Genomic DNA, 26,387 nt, shown 5'->3' with positions numbered 1-26,387 from the left:
GTAGTCCGATTAGTTGCGGTCGAGGTCGATGTCGATACCGAGCGAGCGGATTTCCTTCACCAACACGTTGAAGGATTCCGGCATGCCCGCGTCGATCACGTGGTCGCCCTTGACGAGGTTTTCGTACACCTTCGTCCGGCCGTTCACGTCGTCCGACTTCACCGTCAGCATTTCCTGCAGCACGTACGACGCGCCGTAGGCTTCGAGTGCCCACACTTCCATTTCACCGAAGCGCTGGCCACCGAACTGCGCCTTACCACCCAGCGGCTGCTGCGTGACGAGCGAGTACGGGCCGGTCGAACGCGCGTGCATCTTGTCGTCGACCAAGTGGTGCAGCTTCAGGTAGTGCATGTAGCCGACCGTCACGGTCCGCTCGAATGCCTCGCCCGTGCGGCCGTCGTACAGGCGCACCTGGTTCTTCGAAGGCGTCATGCCGAGGTTCTGCGCGATGTCGTCCGGGTATGCCAGATCGAGCATCTTCGACATTTCTTCTTCGGTCGCACCGTCGAACACCGGCGTGGCGAACGGCACGCCTTCGCGCAGGTTCTTCGCCAGTTCGACGATTTCGTCGTCGCTGAAGCTTTCGAGGTCTTCCGCGCGGCCCGACTCGTTGTAGATCTTGGTCAGGAACACACGCAGCTCTTCGATCTTCGCCTGACGCGCCAGCATTTCGCCGATTCGCCAGCCGAGACCCTTCGCGGCCCAGCCCAGATGCACTTCGAGCACCTGACCCACGTTCATCCGCGACGGCACGCCCAGCGGGTTCAGCACGACGTCTGCCGGACGACCGTCCGCCATGTACGGCATGTCTTCCACCGGCACGATCTTCGAGACCACGCCCTTGTTACCGTGACGACCGGCCATCTTGTCGCCAGGCTGCAGGCGACGCTTGACCGCCAGGTACACCTTGACCATCTTCAGCACGCCAGGCTGCAGTTCGTCGCCTTGCGTGAGCTTCTTGCGCTTCTCTTCGAACGCGAGGTCGAACTGGTGGCGCTTTTCTTCGATCGAGTTCTTGATCGCTTCGAGCTGTGCCGCCGCTTCCTCGTCGGCCAGACGAATATCGAACCAGTGATAGTGGTCGAGATCCGACAGGTAGGCCTGGTCGAGCTTGGTGCCCTTGACGAGCTTCTTCGGGCCGCCGTTGGCGACCTTGCCGTCGAGCATCCGCGCCAGACGCTGGAACGCGTCGCCTTCCACGATGCGCAGCTGGTCGTTCAGGTCGAGGCGATAGCGCTTCAGTTCATCGTCGATGATCTGTTGCGCACGCTTGTCGCGCACGATGCCTTCGCGCGTGAACACCTGCACGTCGATCACCGTGCCGCTCATGCCCGACGGCACGCGCAGCGACGTATCCTTCACGTCCGAAGCCTTCTCGCCGAAGATCGCGCGCAGCAGCTTTTCTTCCGGCGTCAGCTGGGTTTCGCCCTTCGGCGTGACCTTGCCGACCAGCACGTCGCCTGCTTCGACTTCCGCGCCGATGTAGACGATGCCCGATTCGTCGAGACGACCCAGCTGGACTTCCGCCAGGTTCGAGATGTCGCGCGTGATTTCCTCAGGTCCGAGCTTGGTGTCGCGAGCGACCACGTTCAGCTCTTCGATGTGGATCGACGTGTAGCGATCGTCCGCCACGACCTTCTCCGAGATCAGGATCGAATCCTCGAAGTTGTAGCCGTTCCACGGCATGAACGCGATCAGCATGTTCTGGCCGAGCGCGAGCTCGCCCAGATCGGTGGAGGCGCCATCGGCCACCACGTCGCCACGCGCAACCTTGTCGCCCATCTTCACGATCGGACGCTGGTTGATGTTCGTGTTCTGGTTCGAACGCGTGTACTTGATGAGGTTGTAGATGTCGACACCGACCTCACCCGCCACCGCTTCGTCGTCGTTCACGCGAATCACGATACGGCCTGCGTCGACGTAGTCGACCACACCGCCGCGTTCGGCCTGAACCGTCGTGCCCGAGTCGACCGCGCAGGTACGCTCGATGCCCGTACCGACGACCGGCTTTTCCGGACGCAGACACGGCACGGCCTGACGCTGCATGTTCGAACCCATCAATGCACGGTTCGCGTCATCGTGTTCGAGGAACGGAATCAGCGAGGCCGCCACCGAGACGATCTGCGACGGCGCCACGTCCATGTACTGGATGCGGTCCGGCGTGACCATCATGGTTTCGCCGGCTTCACGCGCCGAGACGAGTTCGTCGGTCAGTTCGCCCGACACTTCGTCCACCGATGCGTTCGCCTGCGCGATCACGTAACGGCCTTCTTCGATCGCCGACAGGTAATCGATCTGGTCGGTCACCTTGCTGTCCGTCACCTTGCGGTACGGCGTCTCGAGGAAGCCGTATTCGTTCAGGTGGGCATACAGCGCCAGCGAGTTGATCAGGCCGATGTTCGGACCTTCCGGCGTTTCGATCGGGCACACACGGCCATAGTGGGTCGGGTGCACGTCACGCACTTCGAAGCCTGCGCGCTCACGCGTCAAACCGCCCGGGCCCAGTGCGGAAACACGGCGCTTGTGGGTGATTTCCGACAGCGGGTTGGTCTGGTCCATGAACTGCGACAGCTGCGACGAACCGAAGAACTCGCGGATTGCCGACGAAATCGGCTTCGAGTTGATCAGGTCGTGCGGCATCAGGTTTTCGCTTTCGGCCTGGCCGAGGCGTTCCTTGACGGCGCGTTCGACACGCACGAGGCCGGCGCGGAACTGGTTTTCGGCCAGTTCGCCGACGCAACGCACGCGACGGTTGCCCAAGTGGTCGATATCGTCCACTTCGCCCTTGCCGTTGCGCAGCTCGACCAGGATCTTGATCGTCGCGAGGATGTCGTCGTCCAGCAGCGTCATCGGGCCGACGATTTCGTCGCGGCCGACACGGCGGTTGAACTTCATGCGGCCGACCTTCGACAGATCGTAGGCGTCTTCGCTGTAGAACAGACGGTTGAACAGCGCCTCGACGGCTTCTTCCGTCGGCGGCTCGCCCGGACGCATCATGCGGTAGATCGCGATACGCGCGGCCGTTCTGTCAGCCGTTTCGTCGACACGCAGCGTCGACGAGATGTACGGACCTTGATCCAGATCGTTCGTGTAGATCGTCTGGATGTCCTTGATCTTCGCGTCGCGCAGCTTGTCCAGCACGGTTTCGGTGATCTCGTCGTTCGCGTTCGCGATGACTTCACCGGTATCGCCGTCGACGACGTTCTTCGCCAGCACGCGGCCGATCAGATAGTCTTCCGGCACCGAGATGAAGGTGGTCTTGGCGGCTTCGAGATCGCGAATGTGCTTCGCGTTGATTCGCTTGTCCTTCTGGACGATGACCTTGCCTTCGCGATCCGAGATGTCGAAGCGCGCGACTTCACCGCGCAGACGCTCCGGCACGAACTCCATCTGTGCGCCTTCGGCCATCAGCGTGAAGTTGTCGAACACGAAGAAGTTCGCGAGGATCTGTTCCGGCGTCAGGCCGATGGCCTTCAGCAGGATCGACACCGGCATCTTGCGACGACGGTCGACGCGGAAGTACAGGATGTCCTTCGGGTCGAATTCGAAGTCGAGCCACGAGCCGCGGTACGGAATGATCCGTGCCGAGAACAGCAGCTTGCCCGAGCTGTGGGTCTTGCCCTTGTCGTGTTCGAAGAACACGCCGGGCGAACGGTGGAGCTGCGAGACGATCACGCGCTCGGTACCGTTGATGACGAACGAGCCGGTCGGCGTCATGAGCGGAATTTCGCCCATGTACACTTCCTGCTCCTTCACTTCCTTGACGACGGGCTTGTTCGGCGATTCCTTGTCGAGCAGCACGAGGCGAACCTTCGCGCGCAGGGCCGAACAATAGGTGAGACCACGTTGCTGACATTCCTTGATGTTGAATGCCGGCGACGACAACGCATAGCTCACGAATTCGAGACGTGCGAAACCGTTGTGGGAAACGATCGGAAAGACCGACGTAAAGGCAGCCTGCAGACCTTCAGACTTGCGTTGTGCTGCAGACACTTCGGCTTGCAGAAACGTGCTGAATGATTCAAGCTGAGTAGCCAGCAGGAAAGGAACTTGGTGAACGATGGAGCGTTTCGCGAAACTCTTGCGAATACGCTTCTTCTCGGTGAAGGAATATTGCATACGATCTCCGAATCACGACGGGCGCTATCGAGGCGGGATACCTGGACGTGTCAAACCCGAGTGTTCACCGACTGAGACTCGAATGCCGTGCGGCGGCTCGAGCCTAGAAGCTTGGTGGTTGGCCGCTACCAACCGCTGGCTGACGGCAGCGGATGCCTGTGTTGCCCGCTACCCGACCAAACTTGCCTTCTGCAGTCGCTTCAGAAGACAAAGAAAATCGCCGGCTGTCACGCATCTCATGTCGTAACGGCGGTTTTCTTTGACCTCTGGGGCCATCCATCTTGACACAGAAATTGAGTGTCAAAACACCGTCCCCACAAAGCACAAAAAGGCCGGCGGTATAAAACCGCCAGCCTTCGCGCAGCAAATCGAAACTTACTTGATTTCGACCTTTGCGCCTGCTTCTTCCAGCTTCTTCTTGGCTTCGTCAGCAGCAGCCTTGTCAACGCCTTCCTTGACCGGCTTCGGTGCGCCGTCGACCAGGTCCTTCGCTTCCTTCAGGCCCAGGCCCGTCAGTTCGCGAACAGCCTTAATCACGGAAACCTTGTTGGCGCCGACTTCAGCCAGGATAACCGAGAACTCGGTCTTCTCTTCGACTGCAGCAGCTGCGCCGCCTGCCGGGCCTGCAACTGCCACTGCAGCTGCCGACACGCCAAACTTCTCTTCGAACGCCTTGACCAGCTCGTTCAGTTCCAGAACAGTCATGCCTTCGACTGCTGCCAGGATGTCTTCTTTTGCGATTGCCATGTGAAATACTCCTAAATTGAATGCGAATACAGCCAGCGATCTGTGACGCGGACGTTATGCAGCTTCGGCCTGCTTCTTTTCTGCCAGCGCGGCCAGGGCACGCGCAAAGCCAGCAACAGGCGACTGCATGACGAACAGCAGCTTCGAGAGCAGTTCTTCGCGGCTCGGGATGGTGGCCAGCGCTTGCACAGCGGCCTTGTCCATCACCTTGCCATCGAACGAACCAGCCTTGATGATCAACTTGTCATTGCTCTTGGCGAAGTCGTTCACGACCTTCGCAGCAGCAATTGCATCTTCCGAGATGCCGTAGATCAGCGGGCCAGTCATCTGCTCTGCCAGCGGAGCAAACGGCGTACCTTCAACTGCGCGGCGTGCCAGGGTGTTCTTCAGCACGCGCAGGTACACCTGCTTTTCACGCGCTTGCGCGCGCAGCTTGGTCAGATCGCCAACCGCAATTCCACGATACTCAGCCAGCACAACGGTCTGGGCCTTCGCGACTTGCGCGGAAACCTCAGCCACGACGGCTTGCTTGTCTTCTCTATTAAGCGGCACGGTCAGCCTCCAGAAACGATACGATCGGCGCGAGCCTTTCGTACCTCGTTCAACAACGGCGTCCGAGTCGTCAGGAGTATTTCCGCCGCCGGCCCGGATCGCTCCGCACCATCGGCTTCACCACTACAAAACTTGTTCGGGTTCGCCATCTGCGTTGGCTTGAATTAAGGGATGCCTGACTGCTGCCTCCCACCAACGGTCTTTGATAACCGGTCACCTGACGCTCACGCGCCCGGCAACCGCCCAAAGCCCTTGTCAGGCCGCCTCGCACCTGCGAAGCGACCCAAATACTTCGATTACTGCTGCGCTGCGATCGAGCCTTGGTCGACGCGAACGCCGACGCCCATCGTGCTCGACAGAGCGACCTTGCGCAGGTACACACCCTTGCTGGTCGCCGGCTTGGCCTTTTGCAGCGCTTCGATCAGCGCCGACAGGTTGCTGCGCAGTGCTGCCGATTCGAACGACGCACGGCCGATCGTTGCGTGGATGATACCGCCCTTGTCCACACGGAACTGGACCTGACCCGCCTTCGCGTTCTTCACCGCGGTGGCGACGTCCGGCGTAACCGTACCGACCTTCGGGTTCGGCATCAGGCCGCGCGGGCCGAGGATCTGGCCGAGCGTACCGACGATACGCATCGTGTCCGGCGAAGCGATCACGATGTCGAAATCCATCTGGCCAGCCTTGATCTGCTCTGCCAGGTCTTCCATACCGACGATTTCAGCGCCGGCGGCACGTGCTTGTTCAGCCTTTTCGCCTTGAGCGAACACGGCGACACGCACCGACTTGCCGGTACCTGCCGGCAACACGACCGAACCGCGGACCACTTGGTCCGACTTCTTCGCGTCGATGCCGAGCTGGACTGCCACGTCGATCGATTCGTTGAACTTGGCGCTCGCGCATTCCTTCACGAGTGCCAGTGCGTCTTCGATCGCGTACAGCTTTTCACGGTCGACCTTAGCGGCAAATGCCTGACGGCGCTTCGATATCTTGGCCATTTACACGCCCTCCACGGTGATGCCCATCGAGCGTGCGCTGCCTGCGATGGTGCGAACTGCTGCGTCCAGATCCGCTGCCGTGAGGTCAGGCATCTTGGTCTTTGCGATTTCTTCAGCTTGAGCGCGCGTGATCGAACCGACCTTGTCGGTGTGCGGCTTGGCCGAACCCTTGTCGATCTTCGCTGCCTTCTTGATCAGGACGGTCGCCGGCGGCGTCTTCATCACGAACGTGAAGCTCTTGTCCGCGAATGCCGTGATCACGACCGGAACCGGCAGGCCCGGTTCCATGCCTTGGGTCTGCGCGTTGAACGACTTGCAGAACTCCATGATGTTCAGGCCGCGTTGGCCCAGTGCCGGACCGACCGGCGGCGACGGGTTGGCTTTACCTGCAGGGATCTGCAGCTTGATAAAGCCGATAATCTTCTTTGCCATTTGAAAACCTCGTTGGAACGCCAGGCTGGCGTCCGGTGAGTGATAACGCGGGTTCGTCCGTGCGGACTACTGGCGCTCCTCAACGGCCAATGATGCGGACCGTAATCGCGACGGTGGGCAGCCCGAAGGCCGCCCACTTGAAACTCAAACTTTTTCGACCTGACCGAACTCGAGCTCGACCGGCGTTGCACGACCGAAAATCGTGACCGACACGCGCACTCTCGATTTCTCGTAGTTCACTTCTTCGACGGTGCCGTTGAAGTCGGTGAACGGGCCTTCCTTGACCCGGACCATCTCGCCTACTTCGAACAGGGTCTTCGGGCGCGGCTTTTCCACGCCTTCCTGCATTTGCGACATGATCTTTTCGACTTCGCGCGGGGAAATCGGGCTCGGGCGGTTACGTGCACCACCGACAAAACCGGTCACTTTCGCCGTGTTCTTGACGAGGTGCCACGTTTCGTCCGTCATTTCCATTTCCACCAGCACGTAGCCGGGGAAGAAACGACGTTCTGTCACTGCCTTGTGGCCACCCCGGACTTCGACGACCTCTTCGGTCGGCACCAGGATCTGGCCAAACTTGTCTTGCATGCCGGCACGGTCAACACGCTCTTGAAGCGCGCGCTGCACGCTCTTCTCCATGCCGGAGTAGGCGTGCACGACGTACCAACGTTTTCCGCTCGGGGATGCCGGAGTATCACTCATATCATTTCCATCCCAGAATGGCCGAGAAAATTACCCATTCGATCGACTTATCGCTAAGCCAAAGGAAGAGTGCCATGATCAGCACAAACCCGAACACGACCAGCGTGGTTTGTGTGGCTTCCTTGCGCGTCGGCCAAACGACCTTGCGCACTTCCCGGTAGGAATCTTTAGCGAAGGCGATGAAATTCTTGCCCGGAAGCGACATCAGGGCGACCGCGACACCAGCGATGACTCCCACTGCCAGCGCGACGCCGCGGATGTACCACTCCTTGCCGCCAAGCAGGAAGAAGCCCGCAAATCCGGCCAAGACCAACAATACGCCCAGGCCCAGCATCAGCTTATCGCCGGAGGTATTTACAGTTTCGACGGATGGATTCGCCATAACACCTTAAAACAAATGCCACGTATGAACGTGGCGATTTGGCAGGGGCAGAGGGAATCGAACCCCCAACCTTCGGTTTTGGAGACCGACGCTCTGCCAGTTGAGCTATGCCCCTGTATCAATGAGGCTGGACAATTCCAGCCCCAAAGCGATTGATCAACGACTAACTGGCTTAGGCGAGGATCTTTGCAACGACGCCGGCGCCGACGGTACGGCCGCCTTCGCGGATTGCGAAGCGCAGACCTTCTTCCATGGCGATCGGAGCGATCAGCTTCACCGTGATCGACACGTTGTCGCCCGGCATGACCATTTCCTTGTCCTTCGGCAGTTCGATCGAGCCCGTCACGTCCGTCGTACGGAAGTAGAACTGCGGACGGTAGTTGTTGAAGAACGGCGTGTGACGGCCGCCTTCGTCCTTGCTCAGCACGTACACTTCAGCCGTGAAGTGCGTGTGCGGCTTGATCGAGCCCGGCTTCGCCAGAACTTGACCACGCTCCACGTCTTCACGCTTCGTGCCGCGCAGCAGGATACCGACGTTGTCGCCTGCTTGACCTTGGTCCAGCAGCTTGCGGAACATTTCGACGCCCGTGCAGGTCGTCTTCACGGTGTCCTTGATGCCGACGATTTCGAGTTCTTCGCCGACCTTCACGATGCCGCGTTCGATACGACCCGTCACCACCGTGCCGCGACCCGAGATCGAGAACACGTCTTCCACCGGCATCAGGAACAGGCCGTCAACTGCGCGTTCCGGCGTCGGAATGTACGTGTCCAGTGCGTCGGCCAGGTTCATGATCGCCACTTCGCCCAGCTCGCCCGTGTCGCCTTCCAGCGCCAGCTTGGCCGAACCCTTCACGATCGGCGTGTCGTCGCCCGGGAAGTCGTACTTCGACAGGAGTTCGCGAACTTCCATCTCGACTAGTTCGAGCAGTTCTGCGTCGTCCACCATGTCGCACTTGTTCAGGAACACGATGATGTACGGAACGCCAACCTGACGGGCCAGCAGGATGTGCTCGCGCGTTTGCGGCATCGGGCCATCTGCTGCCGAGCAAACCAGGATCGCGCCGTCCATCTGTGCGGCGCCCGTGATCATGTTCTTCACATAGTCAGCGTGGCCGGGGCAGTCGACGTGTGCGTAGTGGCGGTTAGCCGTTTCGTACTCGACGTGTGCCGTGTTGATCGTGATGCCGCGCGCCTTTTCTTCCGGTGCCGCGTCGATCTGGTCATAGGCCTTCGCTTCGCCGCCGAACTTCTTCGTCAGCACCGTCGTGATTGCTGCCGTCAGCGTCGTCTTGCCGTGGTCAACGTGACCGATCGTACCAACGTTGACGTGCGGCTTGGTCCGCTCAAACTTTCCCTTGGCCATTTTCAACTCCCGTAAGGAATTTCACATATTGCGCGGCGCGCAAACAGACACTGACAACCTGCTGGTGCCCATGGGCAGGATCGAACTGCCGACCTCTCCCTTACCAAGGGAGTGCTCTACCACTGAGCCACATGGGCGAAACAAGTACTTACTGCGTAGAACTTGGAGCGGGTGAAGGGAATCGAACCCTCGTCGTAAGCTTGGAAGGCTTCTGCTCTACCATTGAGCTACACCCGCACGGGCCACTTAACGATCCCTTTACCGCTCTATTTGTCTGGTGGAGGAGGTTGGATTCGAACCAACGTAGGCGTAAGCCAACAGATTTACAGTCTGCCCCCTTTAGCCACTCGGGCACCCCTCCGTAGAGAACTGACGATTATGGTTCTATGCCGATCTTGTGTCAAGTACTCTGAGGAGATTTTTTTATCTCGTTGGCAGCACTTGCGCTCGACATATCATGCCGACCGCCTGCTTGACGCTTCGTGATTCGACACCCTGTAAAAGCGTCGCGATTCATCAAACCTGGCGACCGGAGCGGAAATCAACCCGCCCAGACCGTCATTCCAATCCCTGGAAAGCTTCGCAGAAAATTGGAAAGACGTGAATCATAAGGGGTCACGACGAATAAGCCAAGCGGTAAACCGTGTTTTTCGAAAGTTTTTTTGATGCTGATGCGTTCTGGCGGAAAGTTTAAGGCGCGGAGGCTGATTGAAACGGTGAACGCGAGATTACGGAGATCTGGGGTGCAGCTCCGTGGGCAACGTAGACGTTCTGAATGGCGTACAGCGGGCCCCAGCGGGCGTCCCAACTCAAGCACAACGTTGGTGGCCGCCAGGCCTCTCCGAACCTGGTAAGCGGCCTGGCTGCAGAGCATGAGGGTACGGTCTACGGGACCTGCCGACGAAGAAGTCGGATCTCGACAGGCGCGCGATACGGACGACATTCCGCGGCCGAAAAGACAAAACCCCCACTGCATACGCAGCGGGGGTTCTGAAGAGGGAAGCCTGACGATTACCTACTTTCACACGGGCAATCCGCACTATCATCGGCGTAGAGTCGTTTCACGGTCCTGTTCGGGATGGGAAGGGGTGGTACCGACTCGCTATGGTCATCAGGCTAAAGGGGTTGATGCGTCGCTGCATGAGCGCCACATCCAATCTGGAAGAAGTAGTAATGAGTTGTGTGTATCGGCACACGAGGACTCAATGCTGTATAACTTGTCGCGCTGTTTAAGATCCTGAACCTGCGGTTCAGGACGGGATATCTGTAAGTGCTGAAGCACTCACAGCTATCGACGCAGACTTGTTATAGGATCAAGCCTTACGGGCAATTAGTATCAGTTAGCTGAACGCATTACTGCGCTTACACACCTGACCTATCAACGTCCTGGTCTCGAACGACCCTTCAAGGAGGTCAAGCCTCCAGGGATATCTCATCTTAAGGCGAGTTTCCCGCTTAGATGCTTTCAGCGGTTATCTCTTCCGAACATAGCTACCCGGCGATGCCACTGGCGTGACAACCGGTACACCAGAGGTTCGTCCACTCCGGTCCTCTCGTACTAGGAGCAGCCCCCTTCAAATATCCAACGCCCACGGCAGATAGGGACCAAACTGTCTCACGACGTTTTAAACCCAGCTCACGTACCTCTTTAAATGGCGAACAGCCATACCCTTGGGACCGGCTACAGCCCCAGGATGAGATGAGCCGACATCGAGGTGCCAAACACCGCCGTCGATATGAACTCTTGGGCGGTATCAGCCTGTTATCCCCAGAGTACCTTTTATCCGTTGAGCGATGGCCTTTCCATACAGAACCACCGGATCACTATGACCTGCTTTCGCACCTGCTCGACTTGTCGGTCTCGCAGTTAAGCACGCTTATGCCATTGCACTATCAGCACGATTTCCGACCGTACCTAGCGTACCTTCGTACTCCTCCGTTACACTTTGGGAGGAGACCGCCCCAGTCAAACTGCCTACCATGCACTGTCCCCGACCCGGATCACGGGCCAAGGTTAGAACCTCAAACAAACCAGGGTGGTATTTCAAGGACGGCTCCACCGAAACTAGCGTTCCGGTTTCATAGCCTCCCACCTATCCTACACAGATCGGTTCAAAGTCCAATGCAAAGCTACAGTAAAGGTTCATGGGGTCTTTCCGTCTAGCCGCGGGGAGATTGCATCATCACAAACACTTCAACTTCGCTGAGTCTCGGGAGGAGACAGTGTGGCCATCGTTACGCCATTCGTGCAGGTCGGAACTTACCCGACAAGGAATTTCGCTACCTTAGGACCGTTATAGTTACGGCCGCCGTTTACCGGGACTTCAATCAAGAGCTTGCACCCCATCATTTAATCTTCCGGCACCGGGCAGGCGTCACACCCTATACGTCCACTTTCGTGTTTGCAGAGTGCTGTGTTTTTATTAAACAGTCGCAGCCACCAGTTTATTGCAACCCTTTCACCCTTCTGGCGCAGGCCAGTCAAGCTACAAGGGCGTACCTTATCCCGAAGTTACGGTACCAATTTGCCGAGTTCCTTCTCCCGAGTTCTCTCAAGCGCCTTAGAATACTCATCTCGCCCACCTGTGTCGGTTTGCGGTACGGTCACTGTTAAACTGAAGCTTAGAGGCTTTTCTTGGAACCACTTCCAATTGCTTCGCTTCCTAAGAAGCTCGCGCCACACCCTTGAATTCTGTGCCCGGATTTGCCTAAGCACCTTCTCCAATGCAGCGACCGGGACTTCCAACACCCGGACAACCTTCCGCGATCCGTCCCCCCATCGCATTTAACAATGGTGCAGGAATATTGACCTGCTTCCCATCAGCTACGCATTTCTGCCTCGCCTTAGGGGCCGACTCACCCTACGCCGATGAACGTTGCGTAGGAAACCTTGGGCTTACGGCGAGGGGGCCTTTCACCCCCTTTATCGCTACTCATGTCAGCATTCGCACTTCCGATACCTCCAGCACACTTTACAGTGCACCTTCGCAGGCTTACGGAACGCTCTCCTACCATGCACATAAATGTGCATCCGCAGCTTCGGTATATAGCTTAGCCCCGTTACATCTTCCGCGCAGGACGACTCGATCAGTGAGCTATTACGCTTTCTTTAAAGGATGGCTGCTTCTAAGCCAACCTCCTGACTGTTTTAGCCTTCCCACTTCGTTTCCCACTTAGCTATATTTGGGGACCTTAGCTGGCGGTCTGGGTTGTTTCCCTCTTGACACCGGACGTTAGCACCCGATGTCTGTCTCCCGCGATTGCACTCTTCGGTATTCGGAGTTTGCTATGGCGAGGTAATCCGCAATGGACCCCTCAACCATGACAGTGCTCTACCCCCGAAGGTGAGACGCGAGGCACTACCTAAATAGTTTTCGGAGAGAACCAGCTATTTCCAAGTTTGTTTAGCCTTTCACCCCTATCCACAGCTCATCCCCTAACTTTTCAACGTTAGTGGGTTCGGACCTCCAGTACGTGTTACCGCACCTTCATCCTGGCCATGGATAGATCACTTGGTTTCGGGTCTACGCCCAGCAACTGAACGCCCTATTCGGACTCGCTTTCGCTACGCCTGCCCTATTCGGTTAAGCTTGCTACTGAACGTAAGTCGCTGACCCATTATACAAAAGGTACGCCGTCACCCCTTACGAGGCTCCGACTGTTTGTATGCATGCGGTTTCAGGATCTATTTCACTCCCCTCCCGGGGTTCTTTTCGCCTTTCCCTCACGGTACTGGTTCACTATCGGTCGATCACGAGTATTTAGCCTTGGAGGATGGTCCCCCCATCTTCAGACAGGATTTCACGTGTCCCGCCCTACTTGTCGTACACCTAGTTCTTTCATACTGTTTTCGTCTACAGGGCTATCACCTGCTATGGCCGCACTTTCCAGAGCGTTCGACTAACAATACAAATAAAGAGTACAGGCTCTTCCCATTTCGCTCGCCACTACTTTGGGAATCTCGGTTGATTTCTTTTCCTGCGGTTACTTAGATGTTTCAGTTCACCGCGTTCGCTTCACATAGCCTATGTATTCAGCTATGGATACTCCAAAAGGAGTGGGTTTCCCCATTCGGACATCTACGGATCAAAGCTTGTTTGCCAGCTCCCCGTAGCTTTTCGCAGGCTACCGCGTCCTTCATCGCCTGTGATCGCCAAGGCATCCACCACATGCACTTGTTCGCTTGACCCTATAACGAGTCCGTCTTGCTTGCGCTTGACAGTCGTTACAGGTTGAGTTCTCGCATTTGTGCCGTATTCCAATTTGAGCCGAACATTTAAGTTCGAATCTTCTTGAGATACATCGATACAATCACAACCCGAATAACTTTCACGCCCATCTCAAATAGACGCTTCCGTTATTCAAATTACTACTTCTTCTAGATTGTTAAAGAACGACAGCCGATAAGTACACAAGGTGTACCGATCGCTCTGACTGGCTCAATCGCCAATGACAAATCCTCAGGTCATGCTGACCTGAACGCTTGTCATTGAAGATTGGTGGAGGCAGACGGGATCGAACCGACGACCCCCTGCTTGCAAAGCAGGTGCTCTCCCAGCTGAGCTATGCCCCCATACAGAGACTTCTCAAGGATACTGTCCAGACTAAGTGGTGGGTCTGGTTGGATTCGAACCAACGACCCCCGCCTTATCAAGACGGTGCTCTAACCAACTGAGCTACAGACCCCTGAGTCTGTCTTGATTTACAGCCGATAAGCGTGAACGCTCAACTTTCGCGGTATTAGCTCGAGAAAGGAGGTGATCCAGCCGCACCTTCCGATACGGCTACCTTGTTACGACTTCACCCCAGTCATGAATCCTACCGTGGTGACCGTCCTCCTTGCGGTTAGACTAGCCACTTCTGGTAAAACCCACTCCCATGGTGTGACGGGCGGTGTGTACAAGACCCGGGAACGTATTCACCGCGGCATGCTGATCCGCGATTACTAGCGATTCCAGCTTCACGCACTCGAGTTGCAGAGTGCGATCCGGACTACGATCGGTTTTCTGGGATTAGCTCCCCCTCGCGGGTTGGCGACCCTCTGTTCCGACCATTGTATGACGTGTGAAGCCCTACCCATAAGGGCCATGAGGACTTGACGTCATCCCCACCTTCCTCCGGTTTGTCACCGGCAGTCTCCTTAGAGTGCTCTTGCGTAGCAACTAAGGACAAGGGTTGCGCTCGTTGCGGGACTTAACCCAACATCTCACGACACGAGCTGACGACAGCCATGCAGCACCTGTGTATCGGTTCTCTTTCGAGCACTCCCAGATCTCTCCAGGATTCCGACCATGTCAAGGGTAGGTAAGGTTTTTCGCGTTGCATCGAATTAATCCACATCATCCACCGCTTGTGCGGGTCCCCGTCAATTCCTTTGAGTTTTAATCTTGCGACCGTACTCCCCAGGCGGTCAACTTCACGCGTTAGCTTCGTTACTAAGGAAATGAATCCCCAACAACTAGTTGACATCGTTTAGGGCGTGGACTACCAGGGTATCTAATCCTGTTTGCTCCCCACGCTTTCGTGCATGAGCGTCAGTATTGGCCCAGGGGGCTGCCTTCGCCATCGGTATTCCTCCACATCTCTACGCATTTCACTGCTACACGTGGAATTCTACCCCCCTCTGCCATACTCTAGCTTGCCAGTCACCAATGCAGTTCCCAGGTTGAGCCCGGGGATTTCACATCGGTCTTAACAAACCGCCTGCGCACGCTTTACGCCCAGTAATTCCGATTAACGCTTGCACCCTACGTATTACCGCGGCTGCTGGCACGTAGTTAGCCGGTGCTTATTCTTCCGGTACCGTCATCCCTCGGCTTTATTAGAGTCAAGGATTTCTTTCCGGACAAAAGTGCTTTACAACCCGAAGGCCTTCTTCACACACGCGGCATTGCTGGATCAGGCTTTCGCCCATTGTCCAAAATTCCCCACTGCTGCCTCCCGTAGGAGTCTGGGCCGTGTCTCAGTCCCAGTGTGGCTGGTCGTCCTCTCAGACCAGCTACTGATCGTCGCCTTGGTGGGCCTTTACCCCACCAACTAGCTAATCAGCCATCGGCCAACCCTATAGCGCGAGGCCCGAAGGTCCCCCGCTTTCATCCGTAGATCGTATGCGGTATTAATCCGGCTTTCGCCGGGCTATCCCCCACTACAGGACATGTTCCGATGTATTACTCACCCGTTCGCCACTCGCCACCAGACCGAAGTCCGTGCTGCCGTTCGACTTGCATGTGTAAGGCATGCCGCCAGCGTTCAATCTGAGCCAGGATCAAACTCTTCAGTTCAATACCTGTTACTGTTTTTCGGTTCTTTCGAACCGGTCGCTCACTCAAAGCTGACAGGATTACGAATTACTTCATAAACCTGACTTACTTTTGTGTGAGACTCTTGATACTTTTGCTGACCTGATCCTGAGACCAGGACCGCTTCCATCAAGCGTCCACACTTATCGGCTGTAGATTGTTAAAGAGCGTTTCCGAGAGAAGCTTGGCTTCGTTTCGGCGCTGCGTTTTCAGCAGCAGAGAAGCGAGATTATGAAGAACATTTTGAAGCGCGTCAACTACTTTTTTCAGCGCTTCGATCAACAAACTGCATCGATCGAGTTCCTCACCAGTTCAAAGAAGCGGCCCAAATTCCGGCGCTCTCCTTGTCCTGCCTGGCTTCCCCTCCCGTTCTGCGTTTCCGTCATCGCGAGAGAGGCCGAATTCTAAGCAAGCTTTGGCAGGCGAGCAAGTCTTTTTTAAGAACCCGGCAAAAAAATTCGGGCGCGATGAAAAACGGCACCCGAATGTCGTTCAACGCCGCTTCGCGGCAGCCAACAGGCGGTCGATCGGCACAGCGTCGGCCATCGCCGCATAACCCGCATCGCTCGGGTGCACATCGTCGCCACTGTTATAGCGGCGCAGCAGCACTTGCGGATGGGCCGGGTCGCGCAGCGCGGCATCGAAATCCACCACGCCATCGAACGCACCCGACGTGCGAATCCAATGATTGACCTCGGTGCGGATCGCTTCGCGCTCGGGCGGCAGCGCGGCCGGCGTCAGCGTCGCGCCGAACAGCGCGATGCCGCGCGCATGCGCGCTGGCGATCAGGCGGCGGTAGCCGTCGATCAGCATCCTCGCATCCACCTTGGTATGCGGCGCGTCACAGTCGAGCACCTTACGCGGCGGCATCGCCTGGAAGTTGATGTCGTTGATGCCGACCAGCAGCACCGCCGCCTTCGCGCCGGAGCGCGCGAGCACGTCGCGCTCGAAACGCCGCTCGAGCGCCACGCCATAACAGGCGGAATCGCTGAGCAGCCGGTTGCCGCTGATCCCCAGATTGACGACACCCCACTCGCCCGCACCCGCCGTGCCGAGCCGGCGCACGAAATCGTCCGGCCAGCGCTGGTTGCGATTGAGGCTGGAGCGCATGCCGTCGGTGATGGAATCGCCCACGGCGACGATCGTGCCCCGCGCCGCCGGGTTGCCCAGGACCGCCAGCTCCGACACCCAGGCCGATTGCGTCAGATGAACCTTGAACGCGTCGCCACTGCCATCTGCAGTGTGATCCCCAGGCACGGACACATAGTTGATCTGGTTAGAGATGCGATGCCAGGCCGTCATCTTCTGCTCGCCGCGCGTGTAGAGGCTGATCGCGTAAGGCGCGCCGGCCTCGACGCTCAACGAGACAGGATCGCTGTCGCGCTCCTCGCCCGGCGCCAGCACCAGATCGCGCCGCCCGCCGAAACTCAGCTCGGCCGACATCGCCTCGCGCACCGCCGCACCGCCCGCCGAGCGCGCGATCCGTACCGCGCCGAGCGCCAACGGCATGCGCCCGTAGGCATTGCTGATCCGCACCCGCACCTGATTGCCGCTCACGCTCGGATAGACGATCTCGCGCAACGTGCGATCCGCGAGGTCGGGGGTCTTGTAGAGCGGCGGCGGCGATGCGAGATCGGGAATCGGCTGCAAGGCGCTGGCCCAGGCCGCCACCCAAGGCTCGCCGGCCGCGTTGGCCGCGCCGGCCCATCCCAATACAAGACCGACAGCTGCGGCCGACACACAACGCCCCACCCCACTGCGACGAAAACTCATGATTCGATCAGGCCCGACAGGAAAGATGCCGATTGTGCCCGATAACGCCGCCGCCACACGCAAGCCACCTACCGGCCCGTGCCGTCTCTTCTTCCGAAAAAATTAATTAACCGACCGGACGGTTGATTTATACTTCGCCTACCTTGTCCCTGCACGAGACGCTTGCCATGTATACGCAATCCCTCGACCTCCCCGGCCAGCCATCACCGGGCGCGCCCCCCGCCGACGCCGTCACGCCAGAACAGGTCCGCTTCGACGCGGTCATGGCCGCCGACGGCAAGATCGAGCCGCAAGACTGGATGCCCGACGCCTACCGCAAAACGCTGGTGCGCCAGATCTCTCAACACGCGCACTCCGAGATCGTCGGGATGTTGCCGGAGGGCAACTGGATCACGCGCGCGCCAAGCCTCAAGCGCAAGGCGATCCTGCTGGCGAAGGTTCAGGACGAAGCGGGCCACGGCCTCTATTTATATAGCGCGGCCGAAACGCTGGGCGTCTCGCGCGACGCGCTGGTCGACGCGCTGCACACGGGCAAGGCCAAATATTCGAGCATCTTCAATTACCCCACGCCGAGCTGGGCCGACGTCGGCGTGATCGGCTGGCTGGTTGACGGCGCGGCGATCATGAACCAGATCCCGCTGTGCCGCTGCACCTACGGCCCCTACGCGCGCGCCATGATCCGCATCTGCAAGGAGGAGTCGTTCCATCAGCGCCAGGGCTTCGACGCCCTGCTCGCGATGATGGCCGGCACCGACGCGCAACGCGAGATGGTGCAGCAAGCCGTGAACCGCTGGTGGTGGCCGGTGCTGATGATGTTCGGCCCGAGCGACGCCGATTCGGTGCACAGCAGCCAGTCGGCGAAATGGGGGATCAAGCGGATCTCGAACGACGACCTGCGTCAGAAGTTCGTCGACGCTGCGGTCGAGCAGGCGCGCGTGCTCGGCGTGAGCTTTCCCGATCCCGACCTCCGATGGAACGCCGATCGCGGCCATCACGATTACGGCGCGATCGACTGGGATGCGTTCTGGCGCGTCGTCAACGGCGACGGCCCCTGCAACCGCGAACGCCTCGCCACGCGCGTGAAGGCGCACGAAGACGGCGCATGGGTGCGCGAAGCGGCGATGGCGCACGCCGAGAAGGTTGCGCGGCGCGCCGAACGGCAAGCGGCCTGATCCGCCCCCAATCGAATTCAGCAACGAGGAGACAGACATGCAAGCCGAATGGCCGATCTGGGAAGTGTTCGTGCGCAGCAAGCAGGGCCTCGACCACAAGCATTGCGGCAGCCTGCACGCGGCCGACGCGCCGATGGCGCTGCGCATGGCGCGCGACGTCTACACGCGCCGGCAGGAGGGCGTGAGCATCTGGGTAGTGCCGTCGGCCGCGATCACGGCGTCCGATCCGAAACAGAAGGCGGAGCTGTTCGAGCCGGCCGGCGACAAGATCTACCGCCATCCGACGTTCTACACGCTGCCCGACGAAGTCGACCACATGTAATGGCCATGACGACCTACCCGGTTTCCCACCTCGCCTACGTGCTGCGCCTCGCCGACAGCGCGCTGATCCTCGGCCAGCGCAACGCCGAATGGTGCGGGCACGGCCCGATCCTCGAAGAGGACATCGCGCTGACCAACATGAGCCTCGACCTGATCGGCCAGGCGCGGCTGCTCTACGCACACGCGGCCGATCTCGAACATGCGCTGAACGGCACGACCCGGACCGAGGATGATTACGCGTTTTTCCGCGCCGAGCGCGAATTCACCAACCTGACGCTGGTGGAACTGCCGCATTACGGTCCGCTGGCCGGCACCGCGCACGCCGTCAACGATTACGCGGTGACGATCGTGCGCAACTTCCTGTATGCGACGCTGATGCTGCACCTGTGGACCGCGCTGGAAGGCTCGGCCGATCCGCAACTGGCCGCGATCGCGGCGAAGTCGGTCAAGGAAACGCGCTATCACGAGCATCACGCGCGCGAATGGCTGATCCGGTTCGGCGACGGCATCGACGAATCGCACCGCCGCGCGCAGGCCGCGCTCGATTACCTGCTGCCCTACACGCACGAGTGCTTCGTGACCGACCCGGTCGAGTGCGACGTGGCCGCAGCCGGCATCGCACCGTCGGCCGATACGCTCGAAGCCGCCTGGCGCGCCGACGTGAACGCCGCGCTGGCCGAGGCCACGCTGGTCGCGCCACCGCCGGTGGCGCACGTCACCACCGGCAAGTTCGGCGAGCACTCCGAACACATGGGCTTCCTGCTCGCGCAGATGCAGAGCCTTGCGCGCCAGCATCCGGGCGCGAGCTGGTAACGATGGCCACCGCGACTTCCCCGACGATCGACGCGGGTCTCGCCGCGATCCGCGCCGCGCTCGACACCGTGCCCGACCCGGAGATCCCGGTGGTATCGATCCGCGAACTCGGCATCCTGCGCGACGTGCGCCGCGCGACGGACGGCGTGCTCGAGATCGTCATCACGCCGACCTACTCGGGCTGCCCGGCGATGTCGCAGATCGCCGAGGATATCGGCGTGGCGCTCGACGCGATCGGCGCGCCGCCGCACCGCATCGTCACGGTGCTGTCGCCGGCCTGGACCACCGACTGGATCACCGCCGAAGCGCGCGACAAGCTGCGCGCCTACGGCATCGCGCCGCCGGCCGGCGCCAACACCAGCGCCAACACCAGCGCGGGCTTCGGCTCCGGCGAGCCCGGCAGCCAACCCGCCGCGCGCGTGATCCGCTTCTCGCCGAAGCCGGCCGCGCCACCCGCCTGCCCCCGCTGCGGCTCGCCCCGCACCGCCCGTCTCGCGCAATTCGGCTCCACGGCCTGCAAGGCGTTGTATCGCTGCCTCGATTGCCGCGAACCCTTCGACTACTTCAAGCCCTATTGAACATGGCGACTCCGCAATTCCATTCGCTGCGCATCCGCGACGTGCAGCCCGAGACGGCCGACGCGCTCACCGTTGCGTTCGAGGTGCCGCCCGAGCTGCGCGAGCACTACCGCTTCACGCAGGGCCAGTTCGTCACGCTGAAGGCGCAGGTCGACGGCGAGGAAACGCGCCGCTCGTATTCGATCTGCGTCGGCACCACCGATTACGAGCGCGACGGCGAGCTGCGCATCGGCATCAAGCGCGTGCGCGGCGGGCGCTTTTCGAATTTCGCGTTCGACACGCTGAAGCCCGGCCACACCCTCGACGTGATGACGCCGGACGGCCGTTTCTTCACGCACTTGAACGCCGAACAGCGCCGGCATTACGTGGCGTTCGCGGGCGGCTCGGGCATCACGCCGGTGCTCGCGATCATCGGCACGACGCTCGAACTGGAGCCGCGCAGCCGCTTTACGCTGATCTACGGCAACCGCAGCGCCGATTCGATCATGTTCGCGGAGGCGCTGGAAGACCTGAAGAACCGCTTCATGGCGCGCTTCGCGCTGCATCACGTGCTGTCCGACGAGCAGCAGGACGTCGAGCTGTTCCATGGCGTGCTCGATCAGGCCCGATGCGCGGCGTTCCTCGATACGCTGGTGCCGGCCGCGTCGATCGACGAGGCGTTCATTTGCGGCCCGGCGCCGATGATGGACGCAGCCGAGGCGGCGCTCGGCGCGGCCGGCGTGGCGCGCGAGCGGATTCACGTGGAGCGCTTCGGCACGCCATTGCCGCAAGCGGGCGCGCCGGCCGTCGAGATCACCGACGCCACGCCGGCCGCCGCGCTCGAGATCGTGATCGACGGCAAGACCCGCAAGCTGCGCCTGCCCTACGCGGGCGCGAGCCTGCTGGACGTGGGCCTGCGCGCCGGCCTCGCGCTGCCGTATGCCTGCAAGGGCGGCGTCTGCTGCACCTGCCGCGCGCGCGTGATCGAGGGCGAGGTGCGGATGGACAAGAACTACACGCTGGAGGAACACGAGGTGCGCGACGGTTTCGTGCTGACGTGCCAGTGCCACCCCGTCAGCGACAAGGTGGTGGTCAGCTTCGACGAACGCTGACGCCGGCCGCACGAACGCAGCCTGGGAACCGGCCGCAATACCGTACGCGGCGCGGTATCTCGCGACATGGCATCTCGCTTACACTAGGGGCCGCTTTTCGTGACGGGTCGACGAACCCGCTCCGGAAGCGGCCCTTTTTCGTTGATCACACGCAGATGAGCCCTCTCCACGTCACCATCGGCGGTTCCGCCGCCGACTCGCTGCGCGCCGCGCTGGCGGCCGCCGGCCGCGACGATACCGTCGTCGAACTCCTCGACGATCTGGCCGTCGGCCCGCTGCGCGGCATCGACGATGCCCCCGAAACACGCGCCGCGTTCTGGGAAGCGCTGCTGCCCGGCCCGGCGTTCGACTGGCCCGTGCTGCTGGCAGGCGAACTGACCAAGCTGTCGGAACTCGCGGCCGGCGCCGGGCAGGTGGTGGTCTGGCACGCGCAGAGCGCCGCCGATCAATTGATGCTGCGCCGCGTGGCCTACCATCTGCGCAACGCGCCGCAGCGTCTGAACGAAGTGCGACTCAGCGCCGACGACCTCCCGCCGCCGGCCCATCCGCGCGGCCGCGAAGCCGCCGTGTCGACCGGCCTGTTCCCGGCCGAGGCGCTCGGCGCCAGGCTGCCCGAGGCCGCGCCGATCTCGGTGCTGCGCATCAGCCGGCTCGCGCTCGAATGGCAGGAAGCCAAGCAGGCCAACGCCGAATTGCGCTACTGGATCGACAACACGTTCAAAAGCGGCCTTTTCAGCGACATCGACGCGCTGGTGTTCGATCACGCCACCGAGCACTGGCAGCCGGCCGCGCGCGTGGTGGGCGCGGTGATCGGCCACGCCGACCGCGGCCACCTGGCCGTCAGCGACAGCGTCGCGTTCTGGCGTTGCCGCGAACTGGCCGCCGCCGGGCGCATCGAGCTGGGCGACCTGGCGGGCGACGCCGCGACCGACGCCCCGCAGGTCGATCGCCTCGCCTCGTTTTCGCTGCGCGCCACCGCGCCCGCCGCGCTGACGCGCTGAGGGCCGCCCGCGAGCCGCGCGCCAGTCCCGCCACGCGCTCGCCCGGCCGACTCCGATTCACACAGATTCTCCGACCGACCTCATGGCCCGCACCCGAGCGCCCGACCACGAATCCCAACGCGAGCAGATCCTCGATCTCGCAGCCGAAAAGTTCGCGCAAACGAGCTACCCGAGCACCTCGATGACCGATCTCGCCACCGCGAGCGGCACCTCAAAGGCGCGCCTGTATCACTACTACGAGAGCAAGGAAGCGATCCTGTTCGATCTGCTCGACCGCTACACCAAGCGGCTGATGCTGATCATCGCGGAGGTGGAAGGCGCGAGCCAGCGCCGAGGGCTGACCGAGCGCGAGGCGTTCGCCGAGCTGATCCACGCGTTCCTGGCCGAGTACGAAACCTCGCACAGCCGCCACGTCGCCCTGCTCAACGACGTCAAATACCTCGAAATCACGCAGCGGCAGATCGTGCTCGACCGCCAGCGCGACATCGTCGCCGCGTTCACGCGCCAGATCGAGCGCGCCTACCCGGGCCGCGTCTCGAAGGACAACCAGACGCCGGTGACGATGATGGTGTTCGGCATGATCAACTGGACCTTCACGTGGCTTAAGCCCGGCGGCCGCCTCGGCTATCGCGATTTCGCCGCGCAGGCGATCGACCTGATCGAGCGCGGGCTCGGCGGCGAAGCCTGAGCATGCGGTGTTGCACCCCGGTCACATGCGCCAATTCGGCGCATAGATGATCGGGTCATATCGTTATCGCTTCAAAATCAAACACTTTGCGTGATTGTTGAGGATTTTTAGAAGTCACCCTCGGCGGAGATACGGGTTTTCCCTTAATCGATATGTACCGTTCGGTTAGAATGCTGTTGCATTGCACAACCGGCTGTATGGTCTCTGAGGAACCCACGATGAATACGCTCCCTCTCCGCCCCGCCGCCCCGATCGGCCAGGTCGGGCAGGCACCGGTTCTCGTCCGGGAACTGGCTTCTACCGATCGTGAGCAGATGCTCACGCACTTCAAGTTGCTCGAAGGCGACGATCGCCTGCTGCGTTTCGGCCAGATCGTGCCGGATCACGTGCTCGAAAACTACGTGCGCACCATCGATTTCGGCCGCGACACCGTGTTCGGCGTGTTCGATCAAACGCTGGCGCTGGTCGGCGTCGGTCATCTGGCCTATCTGCCCGATGAAGGCGGCAAGCGTACCGCCGAGTTCGGCGTGTCGGTGCTCGAATCGGCGCGCGGCCGGGGCGTCGGCACCAAGCTGTTCGAGCGCGCCTCGATCCGCAGCCGCAACACGCACGTATCCACGCTCTACATGCACTGTTTGTCGCGCAACGCGACGATGATGCATATCGCGAAGAAGTCGGGCATGCGCATCGAATATGCGTATGGCGAAGCCGATGCCTATCTGTCGCTGCCGCCGGCCGATCACTCGACGATCATCGCCGAGATGCTGCAGGAGCAGGCCGCCGTGTTCGATTACGCGATGAAGCGTCAGGCCCGCCGTGCGACGCAAATCTTCGAATCGATGCTGCCGGCCGGGATCGCCGCCTGAACGTCGCGGCAGCGTCCGCTCGCATCGCCTCATGAAAACGGGCGGCCCCATTGCCGGGGCCGCCCGTTTCGCTTGGGCGCCGCCGGCGCGCAATCAACGGATCGGCAGCGCCGTCGTCTCCTTGAAGCTCTCCAGCGCGAAGCTCGTCTTCACGTCGATCACCGACGGATGGTGCAGCAACTGCTCCTGCACGAAGCGCGAGAAATGCGCCATGTCCTCCACCTGCACGCGCAGCAGATAGTCGAGATCGCCCGTCATCGCGTGGCAGGCCACCACCTCCGGCCACACCTGCACCGCCGCGCGGAAACGATCCGCATGGGTGGCGGCGCCATCGCCGGCCGCGGCCACGCCGCCGCGCTTTTCGAGCCGCACGCTGACGTAGGCGAGCAGATCGAGGCCGAGCCGCTTTGGATCGAGCAAGGCCACGTAGCCGGTAATCACGCCGCTCTCCTCCAGCCGGCGGATGCGCCGCAGGCACGGGCTCGGCGACAGGTTCACGCGCTCGGCGATCTCCTGGTTCGATAGCCGGCCGTTCTCCTGCAGGATCGCCAGGATGCGCCGATCGATGGCATCCAGTTCGACACGCGCCATTTCATGCCTCCATTTCGGCATGGATTGCCGGAAAGTTGCGCCATCGTAGCCACACGCGATTTGTTTCGCAAGCAACTGCCCGCCGTGCTTGCCTACACTGGTTTGCATGCGGCGTCCTGCCGCGCCCCACGATCGATGCGATCCGCCATCAGGAGACACCGTGCAAATCCAAACCTGGGAGAACCCCGTCGGCACCGACGGCTTCGAATTCATCGAGTACACCGCCCCCGATCCGAAGGCGCTCGGCGAGCTGTTCGAGCGGATGGGCTTCACGGCGGTGGCGCGCCATCGCCACAAGGACGTGACGCTGTACCGCCAGGGCGAGATCAACTTCATCGTCAACGCCGAACCCGATTCGTTCGCGCAGCGCTTCGCGCGGCTGCACGGGCCGTCGATCTGCGCGATCGCGTTCCGCGTGCAGGACGCCGCACAGGCTTACCGCCGCGCGCTCGACCTCGGCGCCTGGGGCTTCGACAACAAGACCGGGCCGATGGAGCTGAACATTCCGGCCATCAAGGGCGTTGGCGATTCGCTGATCTATTTCGTCGATCGCTGGCGCGGCAAGAATGGCGCAACGCCGGGCAGCATCGGCGATATCGGCATCTACGACGTCGATTTCGAGCCGATCGCCGGTGCGGAGCCGAACCCGCCCGGCCACGGCCTGACCTATATCGATCACCTGACGCACAACGTGCATCGCGGCCGCATGGCCGAATGGGCGGAATTCTACGAACGCCTGTTCAACTTCCGCGAAGTGCGCTACTTCGACATCGAAGGGAAGGTAACGGGCGTCAAATCGAAGGCAATGACCTCGCCGTGCGGCAAGATCCGCATTCCGATCAACGAGGAAGGCTCGGACACGCCGGGGCAGATCCAGGAATATCTCGACGCGTACCGCGGCGAAGGGATTCAGCACATCGCGCTCGGCACCGGCGACATCTACGGCACGGTGGACGCGCTGCGCGGCCGCAAAGTCACGCTGCTCGACACGATCGATACGTACTACGAGCTGGTCAACCGCCGCGTGCCGGATCATGGCGAGCCGCTCGACGAACTGCGCCGGCGCAAGATCCTGATCGACGGCGCGCACGACGACCTGCTGCTGCAGATCTTCACCGAGAACCAGATCGGCCCGATCTTCTTCGAGATCATCCAGCGCAAGGGCAATCAGGGCTTCGGGGAAGGCAACTTCAAGGCGCTGTTCGAATCGATCGAGCTCGATCAGATCCGCCGCGGCGTGGTGAAGGACAAGGCGTGATCGCGCGCGAGAAGGCGACGACATGACGAAAAAGGGCGGAAATCATGTGATTTCCGCCCTTTTTCATGGCTGGATGGCTGCCCGGTGCACCTTGCCGAACGAGCGCTCAGGCCGCGCGCCGGTGCGCCATCGCTCTCTCAGGCCTTCGGCGCACCGGTCACCTGCGTCGTCGCCGTCACGCCGGCTGGCGCGATCGCGTCGCCCGCGGGCGTGATTTGCAGCATCTGGGTGCCTGCCGCAGCCAACGCACTTGCACCCTGCGAGCGCACCGGCCCCGTCATGGCGAAGAACGCGGTGGACACCATCAGAAAATTCTGGATATGTCGCGTGTTCATTGAACCTCCTTGTTCATCGTCGGCTGGCTCTCTCCATTCCAGGGCGATCGTTCGCGCCCGACCATTGCCGACAGCGCAAGAGACTAAACGTAAAGACCGGTCGCGCCCCGCTTCTTTACATGCTTTTACATGATGTAACGCGCACGAGCGGCGCTTTCTGCCGTGTGTTTATAACAGTTCACGCAACAAACGGCGGGTTTCCACCAGTGCTACCATCATCGGAAACCCGCCAATATGGCGCCCCGGCAAGCGCGTCCACAAGACGCCGATGCCGACAAGTTTTGGTGATCCCAAACGGGTGGAGGA

The 26,387-nt window shown here is 60.7% G+C and carries 21 protein-coding genes, 6 tRNA genes and 3 rRNA genes; 9 read left to right on the top strand and 21 right to left on the bottom strand.

Translation table 11 applies throughout. The features are described 5' to 3' along the window. Positions 1-9: 9 nt before the first annotated feature. From rpoB to AB4850_RS33440, 19 genes are all read right to left on the bottom strand, one after another. Positions 10-4,119 carry a DNA-directed RNA polymerase subunit beta gene (rpoB, locus tag AB4850_RS33530; protein WP_414443672.1) on the bottom strand — a complete coding sequence of 1,370 codons (4,110 nt, stop codon included), beginning with the start codon at positions 4,117-4,119 and terminating at the stop codon, positions 10-12. 375 nt (positions 4,120-4,494) lie between these two features. Next, positions 4,495-4,866, bottom strand: coding sequence for a 50S ribosomal protein L7/L12 (gene rplL / locus AB4850_RS33525; RefSeq protein WP_414443671.1), 372 nt, complete (start codon positions 4,864-4,866; stop codon positions 4,495-4,497). A gap of 54 nt (positions 4,867-4,920) precedes the next feature. After that, the gene (rplJ, locus tag AB4850_RS33520; RefSeq protein WP_414443670.1) at positions 4,921-5,418 is read right to left on the bottom strand and encodes a 50S ribosomal protein L10; all 498 of its coding nucleotides are present in this window, start codon (positions 5,416-5,418) and stop codon (positions 4,921-4,923) included. A gap of 296 nt (positions 5,419-5,714) precedes the next feature. Continuing rightward, positions 5,715-6,416, bottom strand: a complete 702-nt coding sequence (rplA, locus tag AB4850_RS33515; protein WP_414443669.1) for a 50S ribosomal protein L1 — start codon at positions 6,414-6,416, stop codon at positions 5,715-5,717. Then, positions 6,417-6,848, bottom strand: a complete 432-nt coding sequence (gene rplK, locus AB4850_RS33510) for a 50S ribosomal protein L11 (RefSeq protein ID WP_414443668.1) — start codon at positions 6,846-6,848, stop codon at positions 6,417-6,419. It lies immediately after the preceding gene. Positions 6,849-6,992: 144 nt separating this feature from the next. Continuing rightward, positions 6,993-7,550, bottom strand: coding sequence for a transcription termination/antitermination protein NusG (gene nusG / locus AB4850_RS33505; RefSeq protein WP_414443667.1), 558 nt, complete (start codon positions 7,548-7,550; stop codon positions 6,993-6,995). A 1-nt stretch (position 7,551) separates the two neighbouring features. Beyond that, positions 7,552-7,932, bottom strand: a complete 381-nt coding sequence (gene secE / locus AB4850_RS33500; RefSeq protein ID WP_414443666.1) for a preprotein translocase subunit SecE — start codon at positions 7,930-7,932, stop codon at positions 7,552-7,554. Positions 7,933-7,971: 39 nt separating this feature from the next. Continuing rightward, positions 7,972-8,047, bottom strand: a tRNA-Trp gene (locus AB4850_RS33495). 57 nt (positions 8,048-8,104) lie between these two features. Then, entirely contained in the window at positions 8,105-9,295 is a 1,191-nt protein-coding gene (gene tuf / locus AB4850_RS33490) for an elongation factor Tu (RefSeq protein ID WP_414443665.1), read from the bottom strand. Between the two features lie 62 nt (positions 9,296-9,357). Beyond that, positions 9,358-9,432 (bottom strand) — tRNA-Thr (locus AB4850_RS33485). Positions 9,433-9,458: 26 nt separating this feature from the next. Beyond that, positions 9,459-9,532, bottom strand: a tRNA-Gly gene (locus AB4850_RS33480). 38 nt (positions 9,533-9,570) lie between these two features. After that, positions 9,571-9,656: transfer RNA gene (locus AB4850_RS33475), tRNA-Tyr, on the bottom strand. Between the two features lie 641 nt (positions 9,657-10,297). Then, a 5S ribosomal RNA gene (gene rrf, locus AB4850_RS33470) occupies positions 10,298-10,411 on the bottom strand. A 193-nt stretch (positions 10,412-10,604) separates the two neighbouring features. Continuing rightward, positions 10,605-13,484, bottom strand: a 23S ribosomal RNA gene (locus tag AB4850_RS33465). A 308-nt stretch (positions 13,485-13,792) separates the two neighbouring features. Beyond that, positions 13,793-13,868 (bottom strand) — tRNA-Ala (locus AB4850_RS33460). Positions 13,869-13,904: 36 nt separating this feature from the next. Next, a tRNA-Ile gene (locus AB4850_RS33455) sits at positions 13,905-13,981 on the bottom strand. Positions 13,982-14,045: 64 nt separating this feature from the next. Next, positions 14,046-15,576, bottom strand: a 16S ribosomal RNA gene (locus AB4850_RS33450). Together the 16S, 23S and 5S rRNA genes with 2 tRNA genes alongside form the textbook arrangement of a ribosomal RNA operon. 147 nt (positions 15,577-15,723) lie before the next feature. Then, the gene (locus AB4850_RS33445) at positions 15,724-15,876 is read right to left on the bottom strand and encodes a hypothetical protein (RefSeq protein ID WP_414440956.1); all 153 of its coding nucleotides are present in this window, start codon (positions 15,874-15,876) and stop codon (positions 15,724-15,726) included. Positions 15,877-16,086: 210 nt separating this feature from the next. Next, positions 16,087-17,367, bottom strand: coding sequence for an SGNH/GDSL hydrolase family protein (locus AB4850_RS33440; protein WP_414443664.1), 1,281 nt, complete (start codon positions 17,365-17,367; stop codon positions 16,087-16,089). A gap of 167 nt (positions 17,368-17,534) precedes the next feature. Between AB4850_RS33440 and paaA the strand changes: the two genes are divergently transcribed. The 8 genes from paaA (at position 17,535) to AB4850_RS33400 (ending at position 23,897) form a co-directional block, all read left to right on the top strand. After that, entirely contained in the window at positions 17,535-18,539 is a 1,005-nt protein-coding gene (gene paaA / locus AB4850_RS33435; RefSeq protein ID WP_414443663.1) for a 1,2-phenylacetyl-CoA epoxidase subunit PaaA, read from the top strand. Positions 18,540-18,576: 37 nt separating this feature from the next. Continuing rightward, the gene (gene paaB / locus AB4850_RS33430; protein WP_414443662.1) at positions 18,577-18,861 is read left to right on the top strand and encodes a 1,2-phenylacetyl-CoA epoxidase subunit PaaB; all 285 of its coding nucleotides are present in this window, start codon (positions 18,577-18,579) and stop codon (positions 18,859-18,861) included. A 5-nt stretch (positions 18,862-18,866) separates the two neighbouring features. Beyond that, positions 18,867-19,673 (top strand): 1,2-phenylacetyl-CoA epoxidase subunit PaaC, encoded by an 807-nt coding sequence (paaC, locus tag AB4850_RS33425; RefSeq protein WP_414443661.1) that lies wholly within the window; start codon positions 18,867-18,869, stop codon positions 19,671-19,673. Between the two features lie 2 nt (positions 19,674-19,675). Beyond that, positions 19,676-20,251, top strand: a complete 576-nt coding sequence (paaD, locus tag AB4850_RS33420) for a 1,2-phenylacetyl-CoA epoxidase subunit PaaD (RefSeq protein ID WP_414443660.1) — start codon at positions 19,676-19,678, stop codon at positions 20,249-20,251. 2 nt (positions 20,252-20,253) lie between these two features. Beyond that, positions 20,254-21,342, top strand: a complete 1,089-nt coding sequence (paaE, locus tag AB4850_RS33415) for a 1,2-phenylacetyl-CoA epoxidase subunit PaaE (protein ID WP_414443659.1) — start codon at positions 20,254-20,256, stop codon at positions 21,340-21,342. A 155-nt stretch (positions 21,343-21,497) separates the two neighbouring features. Then, the gene (locus AB4850_RS33410) at positions 21,498-22,343 is read left to right on the top strand and encodes a DUF1835 domain-containing protein (RefSeq protein ID WP_414443658.1); all 846 of its coding nucleotides are present in this window, start codon (positions 21,498-21,500) and stop codon (positions 22,341-22,343) included. An 82-nt stretch (positions 22,344-22,425) separates the two neighbouring features. Continuing rightward, positions 22,426-23,031 (top strand): TetR/AcrR family transcriptional regulator, encoded by a 606-nt coding sequence (locus AB4850_RS33405; protein WP_414443657.1) that lies wholly within the window; start codon positions 22,426-22,428, stop codon positions 23,029-23,031. Positions 23,032-23,249: 218 nt separating this feature from the next. Then, positions 23,250-23,897: a GNAT family N-acetyltransferase gene (locus AB4850_RS33400; RefSeq protein WP_414443656.1), complete on the top strand. Its 648-nt coding sequence runs from the start codon at positions 23,250-23,252 to the stop codon at positions 23,895-23,897. Positions 23,898-23,990: 93 nt separating this feature from the next. On the opposite strand, the gene AB4850_RS33395 is transcribed toward AB4850_RS33400, so the two are convergent. Further along, on the bottom strand, positions 23,991-24,488 hold the full coding sequence (locus AB4850_RS33395; RefSeq protein WP_414443655.1) for an Lrp/AsnC family transcriptional regulator: 498 nt from the start codon (positions 24,486-24,488) through the stop codon (positions 23,991-23,993). A 160-nt stretch (positions 24,489-24,648) separates the two neighbouring features. Here AB4850_RS33395 and hppD point away from each other — a divergent pair, with 160 nt between their 5' ends. Next, positions 24,649-25,746, top strand: coding sequence for a 4-hydroxyphenylpyruvate dioxygenase (gene hppD / locus AB4850_RS33390; protein WP_414443654.1), 1,098 nt, complete (start codon positions 24,649-24,651; stop codon positions 25,744-25,746). Positions 25,747-25,883: 137 nt separating this feature from the next. Here hppD and AB4850_RS33385 read toward each other — a convergent pair whose 3' ends face one another. Continuing rightward, the gene (locus AB4850_RS33385; protein WP_414443653.1) at positions 25,884-26,081 is read right to left on the bottom strand and encodes a hypothetical protein; all 198 of its coding nucleotides are present in this window, start codon (positions 26,079-26,081) and stop codon (positions 25,884-25,886) included. Between the last annotated feature and the right edge of the window lie 306 nt (positions 26,082-26,387).

The sequence above is a fragment of the Burkholderia sp. 22PA0106 genome, assembly GCF_047497155.1.
In the GTDB taxonomy this organism is placed as follows: domain Bacteria; phylum Pseudomonadota; class Gammaproteobacteria; order Burkholderiales; family Burkholderiaceae; genus Burkholderia.
This window is presented reverse-complemented; position numbering and strand designations above follow the sequence as displayed.

Excerpts from the sequence above, each read along its gene's own strand:
- rpoB (WP_414443672.1), bottom strand. The coding sequence starts at position 4,119 with ATGCAATATTCCTTCACCGAGAAGAAGCGTATTCGCAAGAGTTTCGCG.
- rplL (WP_414443671.1), bottom strand. The coding sequence starts at position 4,866 with ATGGCAATCGCAAAAGAAGACATCCTGGCAGCAGTCGAAGGCATGACT.
- rplA (WP_414443669.1), bottom strand. The coding sequence starts at position 6,416 with ATGGCCAAGATATCGAAGCGCCGTCAGGCATTTGCCGCTAAGGTCGAC.
- rplK (WP_414443668.1), bottom strand. The coding sequence starts at position 6,848 with ATGGCAAAGAAGATTATCGGCTTTATCAAGCTGCAGATCCCTGCAGGT.
- nusG (WP_414443667.1), bottom strand. The coding sequence starts at position 7,550 with ATGAGTGATACTCCGGCATCCCCGAGCGGAAAACGTTGGTACGTCGTG.
- secE (WP_414443666.1), bottom strand. The coding sequence starts at position 7,932 with ATGGCGAATCCATCCGTCGAAACTGTAAATACCTCCGGCGATAAGCTG.
- tuf (WP_414443665.1), bottom strand. The coding sequence starts at position 9,295 with ATGGCCAAGGGAAAGTTTGAGCGGACCAAGCCGCACGTCAACGTTGGT.
- AB4850_RS33440 (WP_414443664.1), bottom strand. The coding sequence starts at position 17,367 with ATGAGTTTTCGTCGCAGTGGGGTGGGGCGTTGTGTGTCGGCCGCAGCT.
- paaA (WP_414443663.1), top strand. The coding sequence starts at position 17,535 with ATGTATACGCAATCCCTCGACCTCCCCGGCCAGCCATCACCGGGCGCG.
- paaB (WP_414443662.1), top strand. The coding sequence starts at position 18,577 with ATGCAAGCCGAATGGCCGATCTGGGAAGTGTTCGTGCGCAGCAAGCAG.
- paaC (WP_414443661.1), top strand. The coding sequence starts at position 18,867 with ATGACGACCTACCCGGTTTCCCACCTCGCCTACGTGCTGCGCCTCGCC.
- paaD (WP_414443660.1), top strand. The coding sequence starts at position 19,676 with ATGGCCACCGCGACTTCCCCGACGATCGACGCGGGTCTCGCCGCGATC.
- paaE (WP_414443659.1), top strand. The coding sequence starts at position 20,254 with ATGGCGACTCCGCAATTCCATTCGCTGCGCATCCGCGACGTGCAGCCC.
- AB4850_RS33410 (WP_414443658.1), top strand. The coding sequence starts at position 21,498 with ATGAGCCCTCTCCACGTCACCATCGGCGGTTCCGCCGCCGACTCGCTG.
- AB4850_RS33405 (WP_414443657.1), top strand. The coding sequence starts at position 22,426 with ATGGCCCGCACCCGAGCGCCCGACCACGAATCCCAACGCGAGCAGATC.
- AB4850_RS33400 (WP_414443656.1), top strand. The coding sequence starts at position 23,250 with ATGAATACGCTCCCTCTCCGCCCCGCCGCCCCGATCGGCCAGGTCGGG.
- AB4850_RS33395 (WP_414443655.1), bottom strand. The coding sequence starts at position 24,488 with ATGGCGCGTGTCGAACTGGATGCCATCGATCGGCGCATCCTGGCGATC.
- AB4850_RS33385 (WP_414443653.1), bottom strand. The coding sequence starts at position 26,081 with ATGAACACGCGACATATCCAGAATTTTCTGATGGTGTCCACCGCGTTC.